The following is a 16,954-nucleotide window of genomic DNA, read 5'->3' on the forward strand; positions in this document are numbered from 1 at the left end:
TACCGCCAAGCGACGGGAGACCGGATTCATTCCCCGACTATCGAATCAATTCGACCGGGGGTCGCGCAAGGGCCTGAGCCGAGCCCGTGGACCGGAGTGCGCATCGGGTGGGCGCGCGGAGACGGAGCGGCGCGAGGCCGCGGCGGACGACGGCCAGATCGGGCGGGGGCGGTGGGAGCTGCTCAGGCCGCCGGCCGCGCGCCGCCGGCCGGGTGCAGCTCGGCGGTGAGCGGATCGGCGAGCAGGCGCTCGAAGGCCAGCTCGGCCGCGCCGAGCATCAGCAGGTCGGCGCCGAGCTCGGTGCGGGCGATGCGCACGGAGTCGAGCGCCACCCGGAACGGCCCGCCGCGGCCCAGCCGCTCCTCGAGGAAGCCCGGTGCGACGCCGACGAGCGCGCCGAGGAACCCGCCGAGCACGACCAGCTGCGGGTTGAAGATGTTGACGACGTTGCGCAGCGCCACGGCGAGGTGCCCGAGCTGCCGCTCCACCTCCGCACGCACCGCAGGATCGCTCGAGGCGGCGAGCGCCTCCTCGAGCCGCTCGCTCACGTCGGCGCTCTCGTCGAGGCCGAGCACCCGCAGCAGCTCCGCCCGGCCGACCTCGGTCTCGAGGCAGCCGACCGCGCCGCAGTGGCAGTCGACGCCGGCGCTGTTGACGAGGGTGTGGCCGATCTCGCCCGCGTACCCGTCGATCCCGTGCAGCGGGGTGCCGCCGACGATCACGCCGGCGCCGACGCCGCTCGCGCCGCCGTTGAGGTAGACGAGGTGGGACACGTCACGCCCGGCGCCGAGGACGCTCTCGGCGAGGGCACCGAGGTTCGCGTCGTTGGCCGAGAGCACCGGGAGCCCGGTCGCCTCGGCGAGCATCCGGGAGAACGGCTCATCGGTCCAGCCGAGGTGCGGGCCGACCCGGACCAGGCCGTCGGCGTCCCGGACGAGGCCGGGGACGGCGACGCCGATGCCGACCGTGCGGGCGTCCCTCGGCAGCTCGGCGACCAGCTCGGCGATGGCGCCGGCCGCGAGCGCCGCCGCGGCCTCGGCGCTCGGCACGGCGGCGGTGCGGCGGATGCGGCGGCGCACCTCGGCGTCCAGGCCGACGATCGCGACGGTGACGGCGTCGATCTCCGGGTTCACCGCGATCGCGACGACCCGCGGATCGGTCTCGACGATCGGGCTGGGCCGTCCGACCTGGTTGAGGGTCTCGGGCTGCAGCTCGCGCACGACGCCCAGCTCGACCAGCTCGCCGACGAGGGCGGCGATGGTGGAGCGGTTGAGGCCGGTGAGGCGGGTGAGCTGCGAGCGGGACCGCGGGCCGCCGCGGTGCACGAGGCGCAGGAGCGCGGACAGATTGTGCCGGCGGACCCGGTCGAGGTTGTTGCCGCGCGTCGCGTTCTCGGCCATTCCGCGGTCTCCTCTGCTCTCCGGGGCCAGCCTATCCGCGGGTGCGGGCGCTTCCGGCCGCACAACATCAGCTGAGAAGGGGGTCCCTCGCCCCACAGAGGAGGGACCCCTCTCTCAGCTGATGTTGTGCGCGGGCCTCGCCGGTCAGGACCCCGCGCGGGTCCAGGTCCAGCTGCCGGCGGGCGCGTCGAAGCGCACGTCGGCGCCCGAGCGGGTCACCGTGAACACCGTCTCCGCACCGGAGTCGTGCGCCGGCACCCGCACGACCGTCTCGCCGTCCGCGCCCGGGAACACCCGCAGCTCCAGCCCGTCGACGTAGTCGTACTCGGCGACGTCGCTGCGCGCGCCGACCGGGATCACCGCACCCTCGCGGACGTAGAGCGGCAGCGAGTCGAAGCCGTGCACCTCGCGGCGCCACTCCCCCGCCGAGTCGGTGCTCTCGCCCGTCCACCAGCTGGTCCAGCGGCCGTGCGGCAGGTAGAACTCGACCGAGCCGTCGGGGGTGAACACCGGCGCGACCAGCAGGTCGTGGCCGAGCATGTACTGCGTGTCGAGGTGCGCCGCGTTGCGGTCGTCCTCGAACTCGAGCGTCATCGGCCGCATCACCGGGGTGCCGGTGCGCGCCGCCTCCGCCCCCGCCGCGTAGAGGTAGGGCATCAGCGAGAGCTTCAGCCGGGTGAAGAGCCGGGTGACGTCGACCGCCTCCTCGTCGAACGCCCACGGCACCCGCACCGAGGACGACCCGTGCAGCCGCGAGTGCGAGGAGAGAAGCCCGAAGGCGAGCCAGCGCTTGAAGACGCCCGGGTCGGGCGTGCCCTCGAAGCCGCCGATGTCGTGCGCCCAGAAGCCGAAGCCGCCGAGCGCGAGCGAGAGCCCGCCGCGCAGGGTCTCCGCCATCGAGACGTAGGAGGAGGTGTTGTCGCCGCCCCAGTGCACCGGCAGCGCCTGGCCGCCGACGGTCGCGCTGCGGGCGAAGAGCGCCGCGCGTCCCTCGCCGAGCTCCTCCTCGAGCACCTCGAACACCGCGCGGTTGTAGAGCTGGGTGTACCAGTTGTGCATGCCCTCGGGGTCGGAGCCGTCGTGCCACGCGACGCCCTCGGAGGGGATGCGCTCGCCGAAGTCGGTCTTGAACGAGTCGACGCCCTGGCGGACCAGGACCCGCAGCTTGTCCTGGAACCAGCGGGTCGCCTCCGGGTTGGTGAAGTCGATCAGGGCCATGCCTGCGACCCACAGGTCCCACTGCCAGACGTCGCCCGCGGTGGTGCGCAGCAGGTAGCCCTTCTCGCGGCCCTCCTCGAACAGCGCCGAGGCCTGGCCGATGTAGGGGTTGATCCAGACGCAGGTGTGCAGGCCGCGCTCGTGCAGGCGGGCGAGGATCCCCTCCGGGTCCGGGAAGGTGCGCGGGTCCCACTCGAGGTCGGTCCACTGGAACTCGCGCATCCAGAAGCAGTCGAAGTGGAAGGCCGACAGCGGCAGCTCGCGCTCGGCGAAGCCGTCGATGAAGGAGTTCACCGTCTCCTCGTCGTAGCTGGTGGTGAAGCTCGTGGTGAGCCAGAGTCCGTAGCTCCAGGCGGGGACGATCGCGGGGCGGCCGGCCAACCCGGTGTAGCGGCGGAGCACGTCCTTCTTGGTCGGACCCTGGATGACCAGGTACTCCAGCGCCTCGCCGCCGACGGAGAACTGCACGCGCTCGACGGTCTCGGAGCCGATCTCGAACGAGACCAGGCCGGGGTCGTTGACGAGGACGCCGTAGCCGCGGCTGGAGAGGTAGAAGGGGACGTTCTTGTAGGCCTGCTCGGAGGAGGTGCCGCCGTCGGCGTTCCAGACGTCGACGGTCTGGCCGTTCTTCACGAACGGGCCGAAGCGCTCCCCCAGGCCGTAGACGAGCTCGCCGACGCCGAGGTCGAGCTGCTCGTGCAGGTAGGCCTTCCCGTCCGGGCCGGTGAGGTAGCCCTCGGCCTTGTGCCCGGAGCCGGTGAGACGGGTGTCCGTCGCGGTGTCCCAGAACTCGAGCGACCAGGGCGCGCCCTGCGCGACGCGCACCTCGAGGTCGCCGGTGCGCAGCACGCCGCCGGTCTCGGTGAGGCTCGCCTCGCCGACCGCGTCGTCGACCAGGTCGAAGCCGCGGCGGGTCGCGGTGCCGCGCCAGTGCTCGATCCGGACCTTCGCGACGCCCTCCGCCGGCGAGGACACGGTGACGGTCAGCGTCGGCCGGTTCAGCACGTCGCCGCGGCCCTGGATCACCTTGGTCGGCGCGATCACCTCGAGCGAGGTGCCGTGGGAGCGGATGTCGTACGCCTCCTGCGCGAAGAGGGGCGTGAATCCGGCCCTCGTCTGCCAGAACCCGTCGGTGAACTTCATGGGGTGGTGCCTTTCTGATGGGGAGGCCGATGCCGGGAGCGAGGTCGAAGCGCTTCGATTCCCGGCCGGGCATGCCGAGGGGATCAGCGGCGCGAGCCCCGGTGGAAGGACCCGCGCCGCGGTGAGAAGGGGCTACTTGACCGCGCCGGCGGTGATGCCGCGGGTCAGGGTGCGCTGGAAGATCAGGAAGAAGATCAGCGTCGGCAGCAGGCCCAGCAGGGCGCTCGCGCTGGTCGTCGTGACGTCCATGATCTTGTCGCCCTGGAGGCTGGAGATGGCGATCGGGACGGTCTGCGTCGCATCGCTCACCAGGAAGACCAGCGGGATGAGGAACTCGTTCCAAGTCCAGATGAAGAAGAAGATCATCAGCACCGAGAGCGTCGGCCGCGAGATCGGCACGATCACCCGGGTGAGCACCTGCCACTTGGAGGCGCCGTCGAGTGCCGCGGCCTCGAGGATCTCCTTCGGGAAGGTGCCGTAGACGCTGGAGAGCAGATAGGTGCCGAACGCCGACTGGATGACGGTGAAGATGATGATCACCGAGAGCTGGCTGTCGTAGATCCCGACGGCCTTGAACATGTAGTACAGCGGGTAGAGCAGGGCCTCCTGCGGCAGCATGTTCGCCAGCAGGAACAGGATGATGATCCAGCTGCGTCCCTTGACCCGGCCGATGCCGATCGCATAGGCGTTGAGCACCGAGAGGGCGACCGCGAGGATCGCGACCGAGCCCGAGATCAGGATCGAGTTGCCGAGCTTCTCCGGGAAGTTCACCCGCTCCCAGAAGGTCGAGAGGCCGTCGAAGGAGAGGCCGGTCGGGAAGGCGAGCGGGCCGCCGACCGAGTACTCGGCCGGGGTCTTGAACGAGTTGAGCAGGATCAGCAGCACCGGGCTGATGATGACGAGTCCGATCACGACGGCCACGACCAGGATCGCCCAGTCGCCGAGGGTGCGCTTGGTCGCGCCCTTCGAGGCCTTGGGCGCCTTCTTCGGCGTGGTCAGATCGGTGTCGTCGGTTCCGGCCTGGGTGAACGGCAGGGCTTCGATGGCCGACATCAGCGGGCTCCTTCGCTGCGCTCGACGCGCTCCTGGGCGCGGATGAAGAGGACGGCCAGGATCACGATGACGATGGTCAGCGCGGTCGCGATGGTGGCGCCGTAGCCCACCTGCTGCTTCTGGAAGAACTCGGTGTAGGAGTAGTAGCTCGGCACGATGGTCGAGTCGCCCGGGCCGCCGCGGGTCAGCGCGTAGATCGGGCCGAAGACCTTCAGCGCGGCGATGGTGCAGGTGAGGGTGACGACGAAGACCTCGGGCCGGATGATCGAGATGGTGATCCAGCGGAAGCGCTGGAACCAGTTCGCGCCGTCGAGCTCCGCGGCCTCGTAGAGCTCGGGGTCCACGCGCTGCAGCGCCGCCATGAAGATGACGACCGGGTAGCCGAGCTGCACCCAGATCATCACGACCATGATCGAGAGCATCGCGGTGTCGGGCTTGCCGAGCCAGTCGTGCGCGAGCGAGCCGAGGCCGACCGCCTCGAGGATCGAGTTCAGGGCGCCGTTGTCCGGGCGCAGGATCCAGCCGATCACGATGGCGGCGATGACCGTCGGCAGGATCTGCGGGAGGTAGTAGGTCGCGCGGAGGAAGGAGGCGATCCGGCCGCCGAACTTCTTGCCGACGAGATCGAAGAGGATCGCGGCGAGGAGGAGGCCGAGGATCGTCGGCACGATCACCATCGCGATGATCATGTAGACGGAGTTGAGGAACGACGTCCAGAACTGGTCGTCGCCCATCAGCTCGATCCAGTTGTCGAGGCCGATGAAGATCGGCGGCTTGATGCCGCGCCAGGACGTGAAGCTGATGTAGATGTTCCAGATCAGCGGGATCAGCACGATGAACACGAAGAGCACGAAGCCCGGGATCAGGTACAGCCAGTAGCCGCCGGAGCGCTTCTCGCGGGGCGGCTTCTCCGCCGTGGGAGGCGGCGGGGCGCTCTCCGCGCGACGCGGAACGGTCGTCGTCATGGGTACTCCTTGAACGTGTGCTGTCGTGTGGGGGCGGCGGAGCCCGGGGTGGCCGCGAGATGCCACTTGTGCACGGCTTTCACGGCGTGTCGCGTGCACAAGTGGCATCTCGCGGGAGGGGACGACCTTGCGGTTACTTGATGTCCGCGACTCCGTCGTCGTACTTGCCCTGCAGCTCCGTCAGCATTCCGCTGGGGTCGACCGAGCCGTTGATGAGCTCCTGCGAGGCGGCGACGAGGTCGTCGTAGAAGGTGGCGGTGGGCCAGTCCGGGTAGAAGGAGAGCTGGTCCTCGTCGACGACCGTCTTCCACTGCGAGAGCAGCGCCTTGCTCTTCTCGTCGGTGATCGCGGTCTCGTCGACGACCAGCGGGATGCCGCCGTTGTTGCCGATGAGGTTCTGGATCTCGGGGCGCATCGTGATGTCGATCCACTTGTAGGCGAGGTCCTTGTTCTTCGCCGTCTCGGGGATGACCCAGTGGTTGCCGGCGGAGCCCATCGTGAACTCGGCGCCCGGGAAGAGGAAGGTGTCCCACTCGAAGCCGGTGATCTCGGTCTTGAAGCGGCCGAACCACCACGAGCCCGAGAAGAAGATCGGGTACTCGCCCGAGATGAAGGCGGTGCCCGCGTCCTCGGCCTTGAGTCCGGAGGCGTCCGCGGAGAAGTAGCCCTTGTCCACGTAGGTCTGCAGCTGGTCGGCCGCGTAGCTCCAGGCCGCGTCCTCGAAGTCGACCTCGCCGGTGTAGGTCTGGTAGTCGGTGATCCACTGGCGATCGGCCTTCAGCAGCGCGAGCTGGTAGAAGAGCTGCTGCAGCGGGTACTCCGCGCCGGCCTCGGCGAGCGGGGTGATCCCCTTCGCGACGAAGGCGTCGAGCACGGCGGTGAACTCGTCGTAGGTCGTCGGGACCTCGAGGCCGTTCGCCGCGAAGACGTCCTTGTTGTAGTAGACGAAGGTGAACTCGCCGTAGTTGGGGATGCCGTACCAGGAGCCGGAGCCCATGATGCCCTTGTCGTCGTACTTGGCCGTGGTCTGCAGAGCGCCCGGGATGAGCTTGTCCCAGCCGTAGAACTCGACGGCCTCGTCGAGGTTGGTCAGCAGCCCCTGGCTGGAGAGCAGACCGCTGGTCGCGTTGCCCTTGTTGTACTCGACGACGTCGGGTGCGGAGTTGGAGTTGAAGATCTGGCTGGCACCGGTGCGCAGCTGCTCGAAGGCCTTGAACTCGTAGGCGATCTCGGCGCCGGTCTCCTTGGTGAAGATGTCGCGGGCGGCGAGCCAGGCGATGCCGCGGTCGCTGTCGGGGGTCTCGAAGTCCCACATGGTGAGGGTGCGACCGGCGCCGTCGACGTCGGTGGCGAGGGCGTCGGAGCCGGCGTCGGAGCCGCCTCCGGAGCAGGCGGCGAGTGCGAACATCGCGCCGATGCCGACACCGCCGGCGATCAGGCCGCGGCGGCTCAGCGAGCCGACGGTGGCGGCGGAAGGGCGGTGGAAGGCGGTGCGGGGACGAAGCGACATAGCGGGAGTTCTCCTTCAAACGGTGCCGCGGGGCTGTGGACGAGGGCTGTGAGTGGTGGATCGTGCGAGTCGAAGAGCGCTCTCTGAGACCGGCCGAGCTGTCGAAGCGTTTCGACGATCGGCGCGGAGAGCGCGGGGGCGAAGAGGACTGGGAAGGGTCAGGGAGCGGCCGGCACCGGGGCGCCGGTCGCGGCGAGCGCGACGGAGCCGCGGTCGACGTAGTGGGGCGGGAGGAGGTCGACGCCGGTGGTGCGGCCGGAGTCGATCTGCTGGAGGGTGCGGGCGACGGCCGCGCGGCACATCGCGTCGAACGGGAGAGGGATGCTGCTGACCGGCACCGGGAGCGCCGCGCCGTCGTAGCTCGCGCAGGCCGCGAGGACCGAGAGGTCGCCGGGGATCGAGAGGCCGCGCTCGACGAGGCGCTCGATCGCCGCCTCCGCCACCGGCTCGTTGCAGTGCAGCACGAGGGCGGAGACCGGGGCGGTGAGCAGCGCGTCGACCGCCGCCGACGCGCTCGCTCGGCCGATGTGCGGGCGCTCGACGCTCAGGGCGAGACCGAGGGCCGCGCACTCCGCCTCGAAGGCGTCGTCGAAGCGGCGGACGAAGCCGGCGTTGCGGTCGGTGTACGACTGCGGGTGCTCGATCAGGCCGATCGAGCGGTGGCCCTGCTCGGCGAGCAGGCGGACGCTGCGGCGGGCGGCCTCGGCGAAGTCGAGGTCGACGCAGGCGAGGTCGTGCGCGTCGGCCGGGACGCCGATGAAGGTCGCCGGGACGCCGGCCGCGCGGATGAGGGCCGCGCGGTCGTCCTCGTCGTCGACGCCCATCAGGACGACGCCGTCGACGAGCGAGGAGGAGGAGACGCGGGCGATGCCGCTGGAGGCCTCGTCCGTGACGAGGAGGAGGACGTCGTAGTCGGACTCGCGGGCCCGCTCGAGCACCTCGGTGACGAAGCGCATGTGGGTGGGCAGGTGCAGCTCGCCGCGCATCGGCGCCGAGAGGGCGAGGATGTGGGTCCGCGCTCCGGCGAGCATGCGGGCGCCGGCGTGCGGCCGGTAGCCCAGCTGCCGGACGGCCTCGTCGACCCGCTGGCGGGTGGAGGCGGCGATCGATCGCTTGCCGGAGAGGGCGTAGGAGACGGTGCTGATCGAGACCCCGGCCACGCGGGCGACGTCGTGGATGCTCGCCATCGTTCCTCCTGCCGGACCTCGTCGTCGGTGCCCGGCCGCTCCGCCCTGCTCGGGAGAGCAGTGCTTCGAAACGCTTCGACCGGGTTGCTGCTGAGCACTGTACGCACAGTCGAAACGCTTCCGCAAGGAATTCGTCGGGCGACGCCACATATCGACGCGAGACGTCGCGTCGATCGATGAGCACAGTGTCGCGAGACGTCGCGCCGACCGAGGAGCACCACCACGCGACACGTCGCGACGACCGTTGCGCCGCACGCCGCCGATCGATATGTTGGGCGCAACAACAATTCGGCGACGTCGCCGGAAAGGATTCGGATCAATGTCCCTGACCCCCACCCGCGCCGACAAGTTCTCGTTCGGCCTCTGGACCATCGGCTACAACGGGACGGACCCGTTCGGCGGCCCGACCCGCAAGCCCCTCGACACCGTGCACGCGGTCGAGAAGCTGAGCGAGCTCGGCGCCTACGGCCTCACCTTCCACGACGACGACCTCTTCGCGTTCGGCTCGACCGACGCCGAGCGCCAGACCGAGATCGACCGCCTCAAGGGCGCGCTCGAGTCCACCGGCCTGATCGTCCCGATGGTCACCACCAACCTCTTCAGCGCCCCGGTCTTCAAGGACGGCGGCTTCACCTCGAACGACCGCGACGTGCGCCGCTTCGCGCTCCGCAAGGTCCTCCGCAACATCGACCTCGCCGCCGAGCTCGGCGCGCAGACCTTCGTGATGTGGGGCGGCCGCGAGGGCGCCGAGTACGACTCCGCCAAGGACATCCGCGCGGCCCTCGAGCGCTACCGCGAGGCCGTCAACCTGCTCGGCGACTACGTCACCGACAAGGGCTACGACATCCGCTTCGCGATCGAGCCCAAGCCCAACGAGCCCCGCGGCGACATCCTGCTGCCGACCCTCGGCCACGCGATCGCGTTCATCGACTCGCTCGAGCGCCCCGAGCTCGTCGGCGTGAACCCCGAGGTCGGCCACGAGCAGATGGCGGGCCTGAACTTCACGGCCGGCATCGCCCAGGCGCTGTACCACGGCAAGCTCTTCCACATCGACCTCAACGGCCAGCGCGGCATCAAGTACGACCAGGACCTCGTCTTCGGTCACGGCGACCTGCACAACGCGTTCTCGCTCGTCGACCTCCTGGAGAACGGCGGCCCCGGCGGCGTCCCGGCCTACGACGGCCCGCGCCACTTCGACTACAAGCCCTCGCGCACCGAGGACGAGACCGGCGTCTGGGACTCGGCCGCGGCCAACATGCGCACCTACCTGCTGCTCAAGGAGCGCGCGGCGGCCTTCCGCGCCGACCCCGAGGTGCAGGAGGCGCTCGCGGCGTCGAAGGTCGGCGAGCTGTCGACCCCGACGCTGAACGAGGGCGAGTCCTACGACGACCTGCTCGCGGACAGCGCGTCCTACGAGGCGTTCGACACCGACGCGTACCTCGGCGGCAAGGGCTTCGGCTTCGTCCGCCTGCAGCAGCTCGCCACCGAGCACCTGCTCGGCGCGCGCGGCTGACCCACCCGGCCGCTCCCGCGGTGCGCCGCGGGACGTCCTGAGACGGACGGGATCCTCTGCCTCGGCAGGGGGTCTCGTCCGTTCTCGCATGCTCGGGTGACGGCTCCGGCCCTCCCCCGCCTCTCCTCCGCGGAGGCATGGCCCCCGCCCTTCCACCCGACGGAGGCACCGTCTCCGCACCCCGACTTCAGCGGAGGCCGCGCCTCCGCACCCGCCACAACGAACGGAGACGGCGATGACGCTCGTCGCAGGGATCGACTCGTCCACCCAGAGCTGCAAGGTCGTCGTCCGCGACCTCGACACGGGAGCCGTGGTCCGCACCGGCCGCGCCTCGCACCCGGACGGGACCGAGGTCGACCCGGCCGCCTGGTGGGAGGCGCTGCAGATCGCGCTCGCGGACGCGGGCGGACTCGACGACGTCGCTGCGATCTCGGTCGGCGGGCAGCAGCACGGGATGGTCGTGCTCGACGCCGACGGGCGGGTCGTCCGGCCCGCGCTGCTCTGGAACGACACCCGCAGTGCCGGCGCGGCGCGCGAGCTGATCGAGGAGCTCGGCGCGGAGGCGTGGGCGCAGCGCACCGGCAGCGTCCCGGTCGCGTCCTTCACCGCCACCAAGCTGCGCTGGCTGCGCGACGCCGAGCCGGAGAACGCCGCGCGCGTCGCGGCCGTGGCGCTCCCGCACGACTGGCTGACCTGGCGCCTGCTCGGCTACGGCCCCGACTCCGCGCGCGGGCCGCAGCTGGACGCGCTGACCACCGACCGCTCCGACGCCTCCGGCACCTCGTACTGGGGCGCCGACGGCTACGACCTCGACCTGCTCGAGCGCGCGCTCGGGCACCGGGCGCTCCTCCCCCGCGTGCTCGGCCCCTCGGAGCAGGCGGGCACGACCGAGAGCGGTCTCGTCGTCGGTCCCGGCGCGGGCGACAACGCCGGCGCGGCGCTCGGCCTGGGCGCGGGGCCCGGCGACGTCGTGGTGAGCATCGGGACCAGCGGCACCGTCTTCGCCGTGACCGACGACCCGGTGCGCGACGCCTCGGGCACGGTCGCGGGCTTCGCGGACGCGAGCGGGCGGTTCCTGCCGCTGGTCGCGACACTGAACGCGGCGCGGGTGCTGGCCTCGACGGCCGGGCTGCTGGGGAGCGACTTCGACGCCTTCTCGGCGCTCGCGCTCGATGCGGAGCCGGGCTCCGGTGGCCTCGTGCTCGTGCCCTACTTCGAGGGCGAGCGGACGCCGAACCTGCCCGACGCGACGGCGAGCCTGCACGGGATGACGATCGCGTCGACCACGCGGCCGAACCTGGCGCGCGCGGCGATCGAGGGCATGCTCTGCGGCCTCGCCGACGGCCTGGACGCCGTGCGGGCACAGGGCGTCGAGGCCCGGCGCATCCTGCTGATCGGCGGGGCGGCGCAGAACAGCGCCGTGCAGCTGGCGGCCTCGCAGGTCTTCGACGTGCCTGTCGTCGTGCCGACGCCCGGCGAGTACGTCGCCGACGGCGCTGCGGTGCAGGCCGCCTGGGCGCTGACCGGCGCGCGGCCGACCTGGGAGGTCACCTCCCTCGCCGAGCCGGCGCCGGACCACCGCCCGGTCATCCGCGAGCAGTACGCGGCGGCCCGCGCCTGACCCGCGTGCAGAGGGCGGGTCTCGATACGCGCTGCGCGCTACTCGACCAGCATGAGGAGGCAGCCGCCCGACGGGCGTCCGCCATGCTGATCGAGTAGCCCGCGCAGCGGGCGTATCGAGATCCACCCCTCTGCAGAACGCGGGTCTCGATACGCGCTCCGCGCTACTCGACCAGCATGGGGAGAGGGCTGCCGCCCATCGGGCGACCGCTCCCCTCATGCCGACGGCACAGCCGCATCATGCTGATCGAGTAGGGCGCGCAGCGCACGTATCGAGATCCCCTCGTCAGCTCGTCAGCCCGTCGACGTACTCCCGGTTCTCCGCCAGCCACGACTCGAGGGCCGCGTCCTGGTCGTCGGCGCCCTCGTTGAACAGCGCGTTCTCGAGCGAGTACAGCGTGTCCGAGTCCATCCGGAAGTCGCGCAGCCAGCTGCTCAGCGTCGGGAACTCGCTGTCGAACGACGCGGAGCCGAAGGCGTGGATCCCCTCGGCCTCGCCGAGCAGTCCCTTCGGGTCCTCGAGGTCCTTCACCGGGAACGCGTCGTAGGCCCAGTGCGGCCGCCACAGCGTCACGGCGATGTTCTCGCCGGCCGCCGTCGCGCTGGAGAGCTCCTGCAGCATCGCGGGCGTCGACGAGGTCAGGTACTCCATCCCCTCCAGGCCGTAGCCGGGGATGACCGCGTCGGTCGTGATCCCGTTCAGCCCCGAGCCGGGCTCGATGCCGACGAGCCGGTTCCCGACGACCTCGGGGTTCGCCGCGAGCTCCTCGAGGGTGTCGATCGGCGCGTCCTCGTTCACCGCGATGGTGAGCTTCGCGTCGTCGTTCCAGGCACCGAGGTCGACGATGCGGTCGCCGTACTCGTCGAGGTAGTCGCCGTGGGTGACCGGCAGCCAGGTGTCCAGCGCGAGGTCGTAGTCGCCGCTGGCGAGACCCGAGAAGCCGGGCGCCACGTCGATGCTCTGCAGCGTCACGTCGTAGCCCTCCTCCTCGAGCACCGCGCCCCAGAGCCGCGACGCGGCGATGCCCTCGTCCCAGCCCTGGAAGACGGCGAGGGTGACGTCGGTGCGGTCGCCGTTGTCGACGGACGCGGTGGTCGCCGGTCCGGCGACGGCCGAGGCGCCGAGTGAGGCGACGACGCCGACCGACACCGCGGCGATGGCCGTGCGGGTCGCGACGACGGCCTTGCGGCTGCTCGCCCGGGCGACGCGGGCCGGCGACGGGGCGCCGAGGGCGCTCGTCATCCGGTCGAGGATGATCGCCAGGATCACCACCGCGATGCCGGCCTCGAAGCCGAGCGCCACGTCGATCCGGCCGATGCTGGCCACGACGTCACCGCCGAGACCGCCCGCGCCGACCATGCCCGCGATGACGACCATCGAGAGCGAGAGCATGATGACCTGGTTGAGGCCGGCCAGGATCGACGGCAGCGCGAGCGGCAGCTGGATCTGGCGGAGGATGCGCCACTTCGACGAGCCGAACGACTCGCCCGCCTCGACCAGCTCGGAGTCGACACCGCGGACGCCCAGCTCGGTCAGCTGGACGCCCGGTGCCATCGCGAAGACGATCGTCGCGACGATGCCGGGCACGACGCCGACGCGGAAGAGGATCAGCGCCGGAATGAGATACACGAACGCCGGCATGGTCTGCATGAAGTCGAGGACCGGGCGCAGGATCGTCGAGGCGGTCCGGTTGCGGGCCGCGAGGATCCCGAGCGGCACGCTCAGCGCGATCGCGACGGCGGAGGCGACGAGCACCAGGGCGAGCGAGTCCATCGCGTTGTCCCACTGGTCCACGCTCGCGATCAGCAGCAGCCCGACCGCGGAGCCGAGCCCGAAGACCCAGCCGCGCGCAGCGTAGGCGAGCACCGCGATCAGGGCGATGACGACCCAGAACGGCGGCGTCGCCAGCACGAAGTCGACGCCGGTGTAGGCGGCGCCGAAGACCGTGCGGAGCAGGTCGAAGACGGGCTGGAAGGTCTGCGTCAGCACGTCGACGACGCCCTCGGCGGCAGCGCCGAGCGGGAGGCGGAGGTCCGGGTTCATCGCACGCCCCCCTCGCTCGCGAGCACGGCGTCGTCGACGGGGCCGCCGGTCGCGTGCAGGGTCGCGGTGACCATCTCGGTGGGGAGGGTCGCGGGCGGCTCGACGAGCGGCACGCCGCCGGTCTGCGGTCCGAGATTGCCGAGGGCCGCGAGCAGCGTCACGCGCGGGATCGCGCCGAGGAGCCGCCCCGCCTCGTCGACGACGGCGACCGGCAGCGCCGACTCGACGGCCGGCTCGATGATCTCGCTGAGCGCGGTGTCCGGGCCGACGCTGACGACGGCCTCGGTGACGACGAGCGAGAGGTCGGTCGTGCCCGCGCGGACCTGCTCGATCACGTCGCGGTCGCGGACGGTGCCGAGGAGGCGCCGCCCGGCACCCACGACGAAGGCCGCCGCGGTCTGCTGGTCGCGCATGGTGCGCAGGGCGGCGCGGGGGCCGGCGGCGAGCGTCACGACGGAGCGCGCCGGCTCCATCACGGCGGACGCGGTGAGCACGCGGGCGCGGTCGACGTCCTGCACGAACTGCGCGACGTAGTCGTTCGCCGGGTCGGTGAGGATCTCCTCCGGGGTGCCGATCTGCACGATCCGGCCGTCGCGCATGACCGCGATCCGGTCGCCGAGGAGCATGGCCTCGTTGAGGTCGTGGGTGATGAAGACGATGGTCTTGCCGAGCTCGTGCTGCAGCTCGATCAGCTGCTCCTGCATCTCGCGGCGGATGAGCGGGTCGAGCGCCGAGAACGCCTCGTCCATCAGCACGATGTCGGTGTCGGCGGCGAGCGCCCGGGCCAGTCCGACCCGCTGGCGCATGCCGCCGGACAGCTCGTCCGGCATCTTCTCGTGCCAGCCGGCGAGGCCGGCCCGCTCGACCGCGAGCAGCGCGCGCTCGCGGCGCTCCGCCGCCGGCACGCCCTGGATCTCGAGCGGGTAGGCCACGTTGTCGAGCACGGTGCGGTGCGGGAGCAGCGCGAAGTGCTGGAAGACCATCGAGATCGAGGAGCGGCGCACGCGGCGGAGCTCCTTGTCGGAGACGCCGGTGATCGTGGTGCCCTCGATCAGCACCTCGCCCGCGGTCGGCTCCTGCAGGCCGTTGAGCATGCGGATGAGCGTCGACTTGCCGGAGCCGGACAGCCCCATCACGACGAAGATCTCGCCGCGGCGCACCTCGAAGGAGGAGTCGATCACCGCCGCGGTGCCCTGGCCCGCGAGGTCGGCGCGGTCGGCGCCCTCGCGCAGCCGCCGCACGACCTCCTCGGGCCGGCGCCCGAAGACCTTGAAGAGGTTCCTCGCCTCGAGGGCCGGGCCCTCCCGCTCGAGGGTCGCTGTGGCGGCTCCGGCTCCGTTCCCGGGCTCGCTGATGTCCTGCTGATTCTGCTGCACATGCACTCCGTCGGCGCGCAGGGACGCATCCCTGCACTCTCATCTCGTGGTGCCGGGTCGGGTGCGGGGGACGTCCGTCTCTCCAGCCTCCGCGGGCGTCCCGCCGCGGTGAGCGGAGGGGGCGCGGAGGCGATTCCGGTTCGTCCGGGAGGCAGCCACGGGGCCGCCTCGCGCACCCGTTGACCGTACGCTCGCGGCACGTCGGGGAGGACGCCGCACGAGCGCGGACCGATTCATCGGGGTCTCGAGGACCGCCGTCCACGGTAGCCGCGGGTGTCCGTCCGGACAAACGGCGGACTCCACATCAGGGGCTCTGCAACGATGCAGAGCCAGGCTATGCGGCGACTCCGGTGCTGGTCAGGGCCGGTTTCCGCACCGTTGCCCGATCGTTACCCGCGGATGCCCGCTTGCGCCCGGATGATCGAGCAGCCCGCGCAGCGGACCTCTCATGTCGATCGAGCAGCCCGCGAAGCGGACCGCTCATGCTGATCGAGTAGCCCGCGAAGCGGGCGTATCGAGATCCCCCGCCGTCAGTCCGTCGTCTCGCCCGCCGGCCCGGACGGGGCCGTGACGCCGACGCCGCTGACCGGCTCGCCCTCCCAGGAGACGAGCGACCACTCCGAGCCCGAGCCTTCGAGGACCACGATGCCGGTGTTGTCGAGCAGGTGGTCGGCGATGAAGTCCGCGTCGAGGTCGAGCGAGCGGAGCCCGGCCCAGCAGCGGATGGCGGCGCCGTGGCTGACCAGCGCGACGACGTCGTGGCCGGTCGCCTCCGCCTCCGCCACCACCGCGTCGTAGCGGGCGGCGAACTCGTCGCCCGTCTCGCCGCCGGCCAGCCGCAGCGAGGTCTCGCCACCCGCCCAGCGGAAGACCGTGCCCATGTACTCCTCGACCGCGGCCTCGTCGCCGCGCATCTCCAGTCCCGCGGCCGCGATCTCGCGGATGCCCGCGCGCTCGACCGGTTCGAGCCCGAGCGCGGCGGCCAGGGGCGCGGCCGTCTCGTGGGTGCGCTTCATCGTCGAGACGAAGAGCGCGCCGATCGGCTCGTCGGCGAGCGTCGTCGGCAGGGCCGCCGCCTGGCTGCGGCCGAGCTCGGTGAGCCCGGGTCCGGGGATGCGGGTGTCGAGGATGCCGTCGACGTTGGAGGGGGTCTGGCCGTGGCGGATCAGGAGGAGGCGCATCCGTCCACGCTACCGGCGGCCGCCGACACGGCTGCCGAGCGGGCGGCCGTCTCCGCCGTTGCCGCGATCGCCGCCGACTGCCACGATGAGCCCCGACGGACCGCCCGGGCCCGCGCGAAGGAGACTCCCATGGCTGACGGCTTCACGAAAGAGGAGCGCGCCGCGATGAAGCAGCGCGCCGCCGAGCTGCGCGAGGAGGCGAAGCGGCAGAAGAGCGCCGACAAGACCGCCGCGGAGAAGGCCGACGCGGAGGCGGCGATCGCCGCGATGACGGACGTCGAGCGTCCGATCGCGCAGATGCTGCACGAGGTCGTGGCCGCCGAGGCGCCCGAGCTGCTGCCGAAGACCTGGTACGGCTTCCCCGCCTACGCGCGCGCCGACGGCAAGGCGATCGTCTTCTTCCAGCCGGGCGCGAAGTTCGGCACCCGCTACTCGACCCTCGGCTTCCAGGACGGCGCGCAGCTCGACGATGGCACGATCTGGCCGACGGCCTACGCGCTCACCGCGGCCGACGACGCGACCCGTGCCACGGTCGCCGTGCTCGTGCGCCGCGCGGCCGGCGTCGCCTGACGGCTCATGCTGATCGAGTAGCCCGCGCAGCGGGCCGGGCATGCTGATCGAGTAGCCCGCGCAGCGGGCCGGGCATGCTGATCGAGTAGCCCGCGCAGCGGGCGTATCGAGATCCACCCTTCTGGAGACGCAGGGTCTCGATACGCCCCTTCGGGGCTACTCGACCAGCATGAA

12 protein-coding genes are annotated in these 16,954 nt (G+C 71.4%); 3 read left to right on the forward strand and 9 right to left on the reverse strand.

What is annotated here, in order from left to right; genetic code table 11:
• Positions 1-182: 182 nt before the first annotated feature.
• From MT351_RS11960 to MT351_RS11985, 6 genes are all read right to left on the reverse strand, one after another.
• A complete protein-coding gene (locus MT351_RS11960) occupies positions 183-1,400 on the reverse strand; it encodes an ROK family protein (protein WP_243582283.1) in 1,218 nt (405 codons plus the stop codon).
• Between the two features lie 144 nt (positions 1,401-1,544).
• On the reverse strand, positions 1,545-3,761 hold the full coding sequence (gene yicI / locus MT351_RS11965) for an alpha-xylosidase (RefSeq protein ID WP_243582284.1): 2,217 nt from the start codon (positions 3,759-3,761) through the stop codon (positions 1,545-1,547).
• 132 nt (positions 3,762-3,893) lie between these two features.
• Positions 3,894-4,814 (reverse strand): carbohydrate ABC transporter permease, encoded by a 921-nt coding sequence (locus MT351_RS11970; RefSeq protein ID WP_123447719.1) that lies wholly within the window; start codon positions 4,812-4,814, stop codon positions 3,894-3,896.
• On the reverse strand, positions 4,814-5,779 hold the full coding sequence (locus MT351_RS11975) for a carbohydrate ABC transporter permease (RefSeq protein ID WP_123447720.1): 966 nt from the start codon (positions 5,777-5,779) through the stop codon (positions 4,814-4,816). The genes MT351_RS11970 and MT351_RS11975 overlap by 1 nt, the downstream gene beginning before the upstream one ends.
• Before the next feature lie 133 nt (positions 5,780-5,912).
• Positions 5,913-7,289: an ABC transporter substrate-binding protein gene (locus MT351_RS11980; protein WP_243582285.1), complete on the reverse strand. Its 1,377-nt coding sequence runs from the start codon at positions 7,287-7,289 to the stop codon at positions 5,913-5,915.
• Positions 7,290-7,447: 158 nt separating this feature from the next.
• The gene (locus MT351_RS11985; protein ID WP_165909145.1) at positions 7,448-8,476 is read right to left on the reverse strand and encodes a LacI family DNA-binding transcriptional regulator; all 1,029 of its coding nucleotides are present in this window, start codon (positions 8,474-8,476) and stop codon (positions 7,448-7,450) included.
• Positions 8,477-8,795: 319 nt separating this feature from the next.
• On the opposite strand from MT351_RS11985, the gene xylA reads away from it, so the two are divergent.
• Together xylA and xylB are read left to right on the forward strand one after the other, a co-directional pair.
• Positions 8,796-9,989: a xylose isomerase gene (gene xylA, locus MT351_RS11990; RefSeq protein ID WP_132437649.1), complete on the forward strand. Its 1,194-nt coding sequence runs from the start codon at positions 8,796-8,798 to the stop codon at positions 9,987-9,989.
• Positions 9,990-10,224: 235 nt separating this feature from the next.
• Positions 10,225-11,610 (forward strand): xylulokinase, encoded by a 1,386-nt coding sequence (gene xylB, locus MT351_RS11995; RefSeq protein ID WP_132437648.1) that lies wholly within the window; start codon positions 10,225-10,227, stop codon positions 11,608-11,610.
• Between the two features lie 285 nt (positions 11,611-11,895).
• Here xylB and MT351_RS20325 read toward each other — a convergent pair whose 3' ends face one another.
• The 3 genes from MT351_RS20325 to MT351_RS12015 all read right to left on the reverse strand — a co-directional run bounded on the left by MT351_RS20325 (position 11,896) and on the right by MT351_RS12015 (position 16,210).
• The gene (locus MT351_RS20325; protein ID WP_308197747.1) at positions 11,896-13,653 is read right to left on the reverse strand and encodes an ABC transporter permease/substrate binding protein; all 1,758 of its coding nucleotides are present in this window, start codon (positions 13,651-13,653) and stop codon (positions 11,896-11,898) included.
• On the reverse strand, positions 13,650-15,008 hold the full coding sequence (locus MT351_RS12010) for a glycine betaine/L-proline ABC transporter ATP-binding protein (RefSeq protein ID WP_243582308.1): 1,359 nt from the start codon (positions 15,006-15,008) through the stop codon (positions 13,650-13,652). The genes MT351_RS20325 and MT351_RS12010 overlap by 4 nt, the downstream gene beginning before the upstream one ends.
• Positions 15,009-15,559: 551 nt before the next feature.
• Positions 15,560-16,210: a histidine phosphatase family protein gene (locus MT351_RS12015; RefSeq protein ID WP_123737322.1), complete on the reverse strand. Its 651-nt coding sequence runs from the start codon at positions 16,208-16,210 to the stop codon at positions 15,560-15,562.
• A gap of 129 nt (positions 16,211-16,339) precedes the next feature.
• Here MT351_RS12015 and MT351_RS12020 point away from each other — a divergent pair, with 129 nt between their 5' ends.
• On the forward strand, positions 16,340-16,780 hold the full coding sequence (locus tag MT351_RS12020) for a hypothetical protein (RefSeq protein WP_132437623.1): 441 nt from the start codon (positions 16,340-16,342) through the stop codon (positions 16,778-16,780).
• Positions 16,781-16,954 lie beyond the last annotated feature (174 nt).

Origin of the sequence: Rathayibacter sp. VKM Ac-2926 (genome assembly GCF_022815565.1) — a bacterium.
Taxonomy (GTDB): domain Bacteria; phylum Actinomycetota; class Actinomycetes; order Actinomycetales; family Microbacteriaceae; genus Rathayibacter; species Rathayibacter festucae.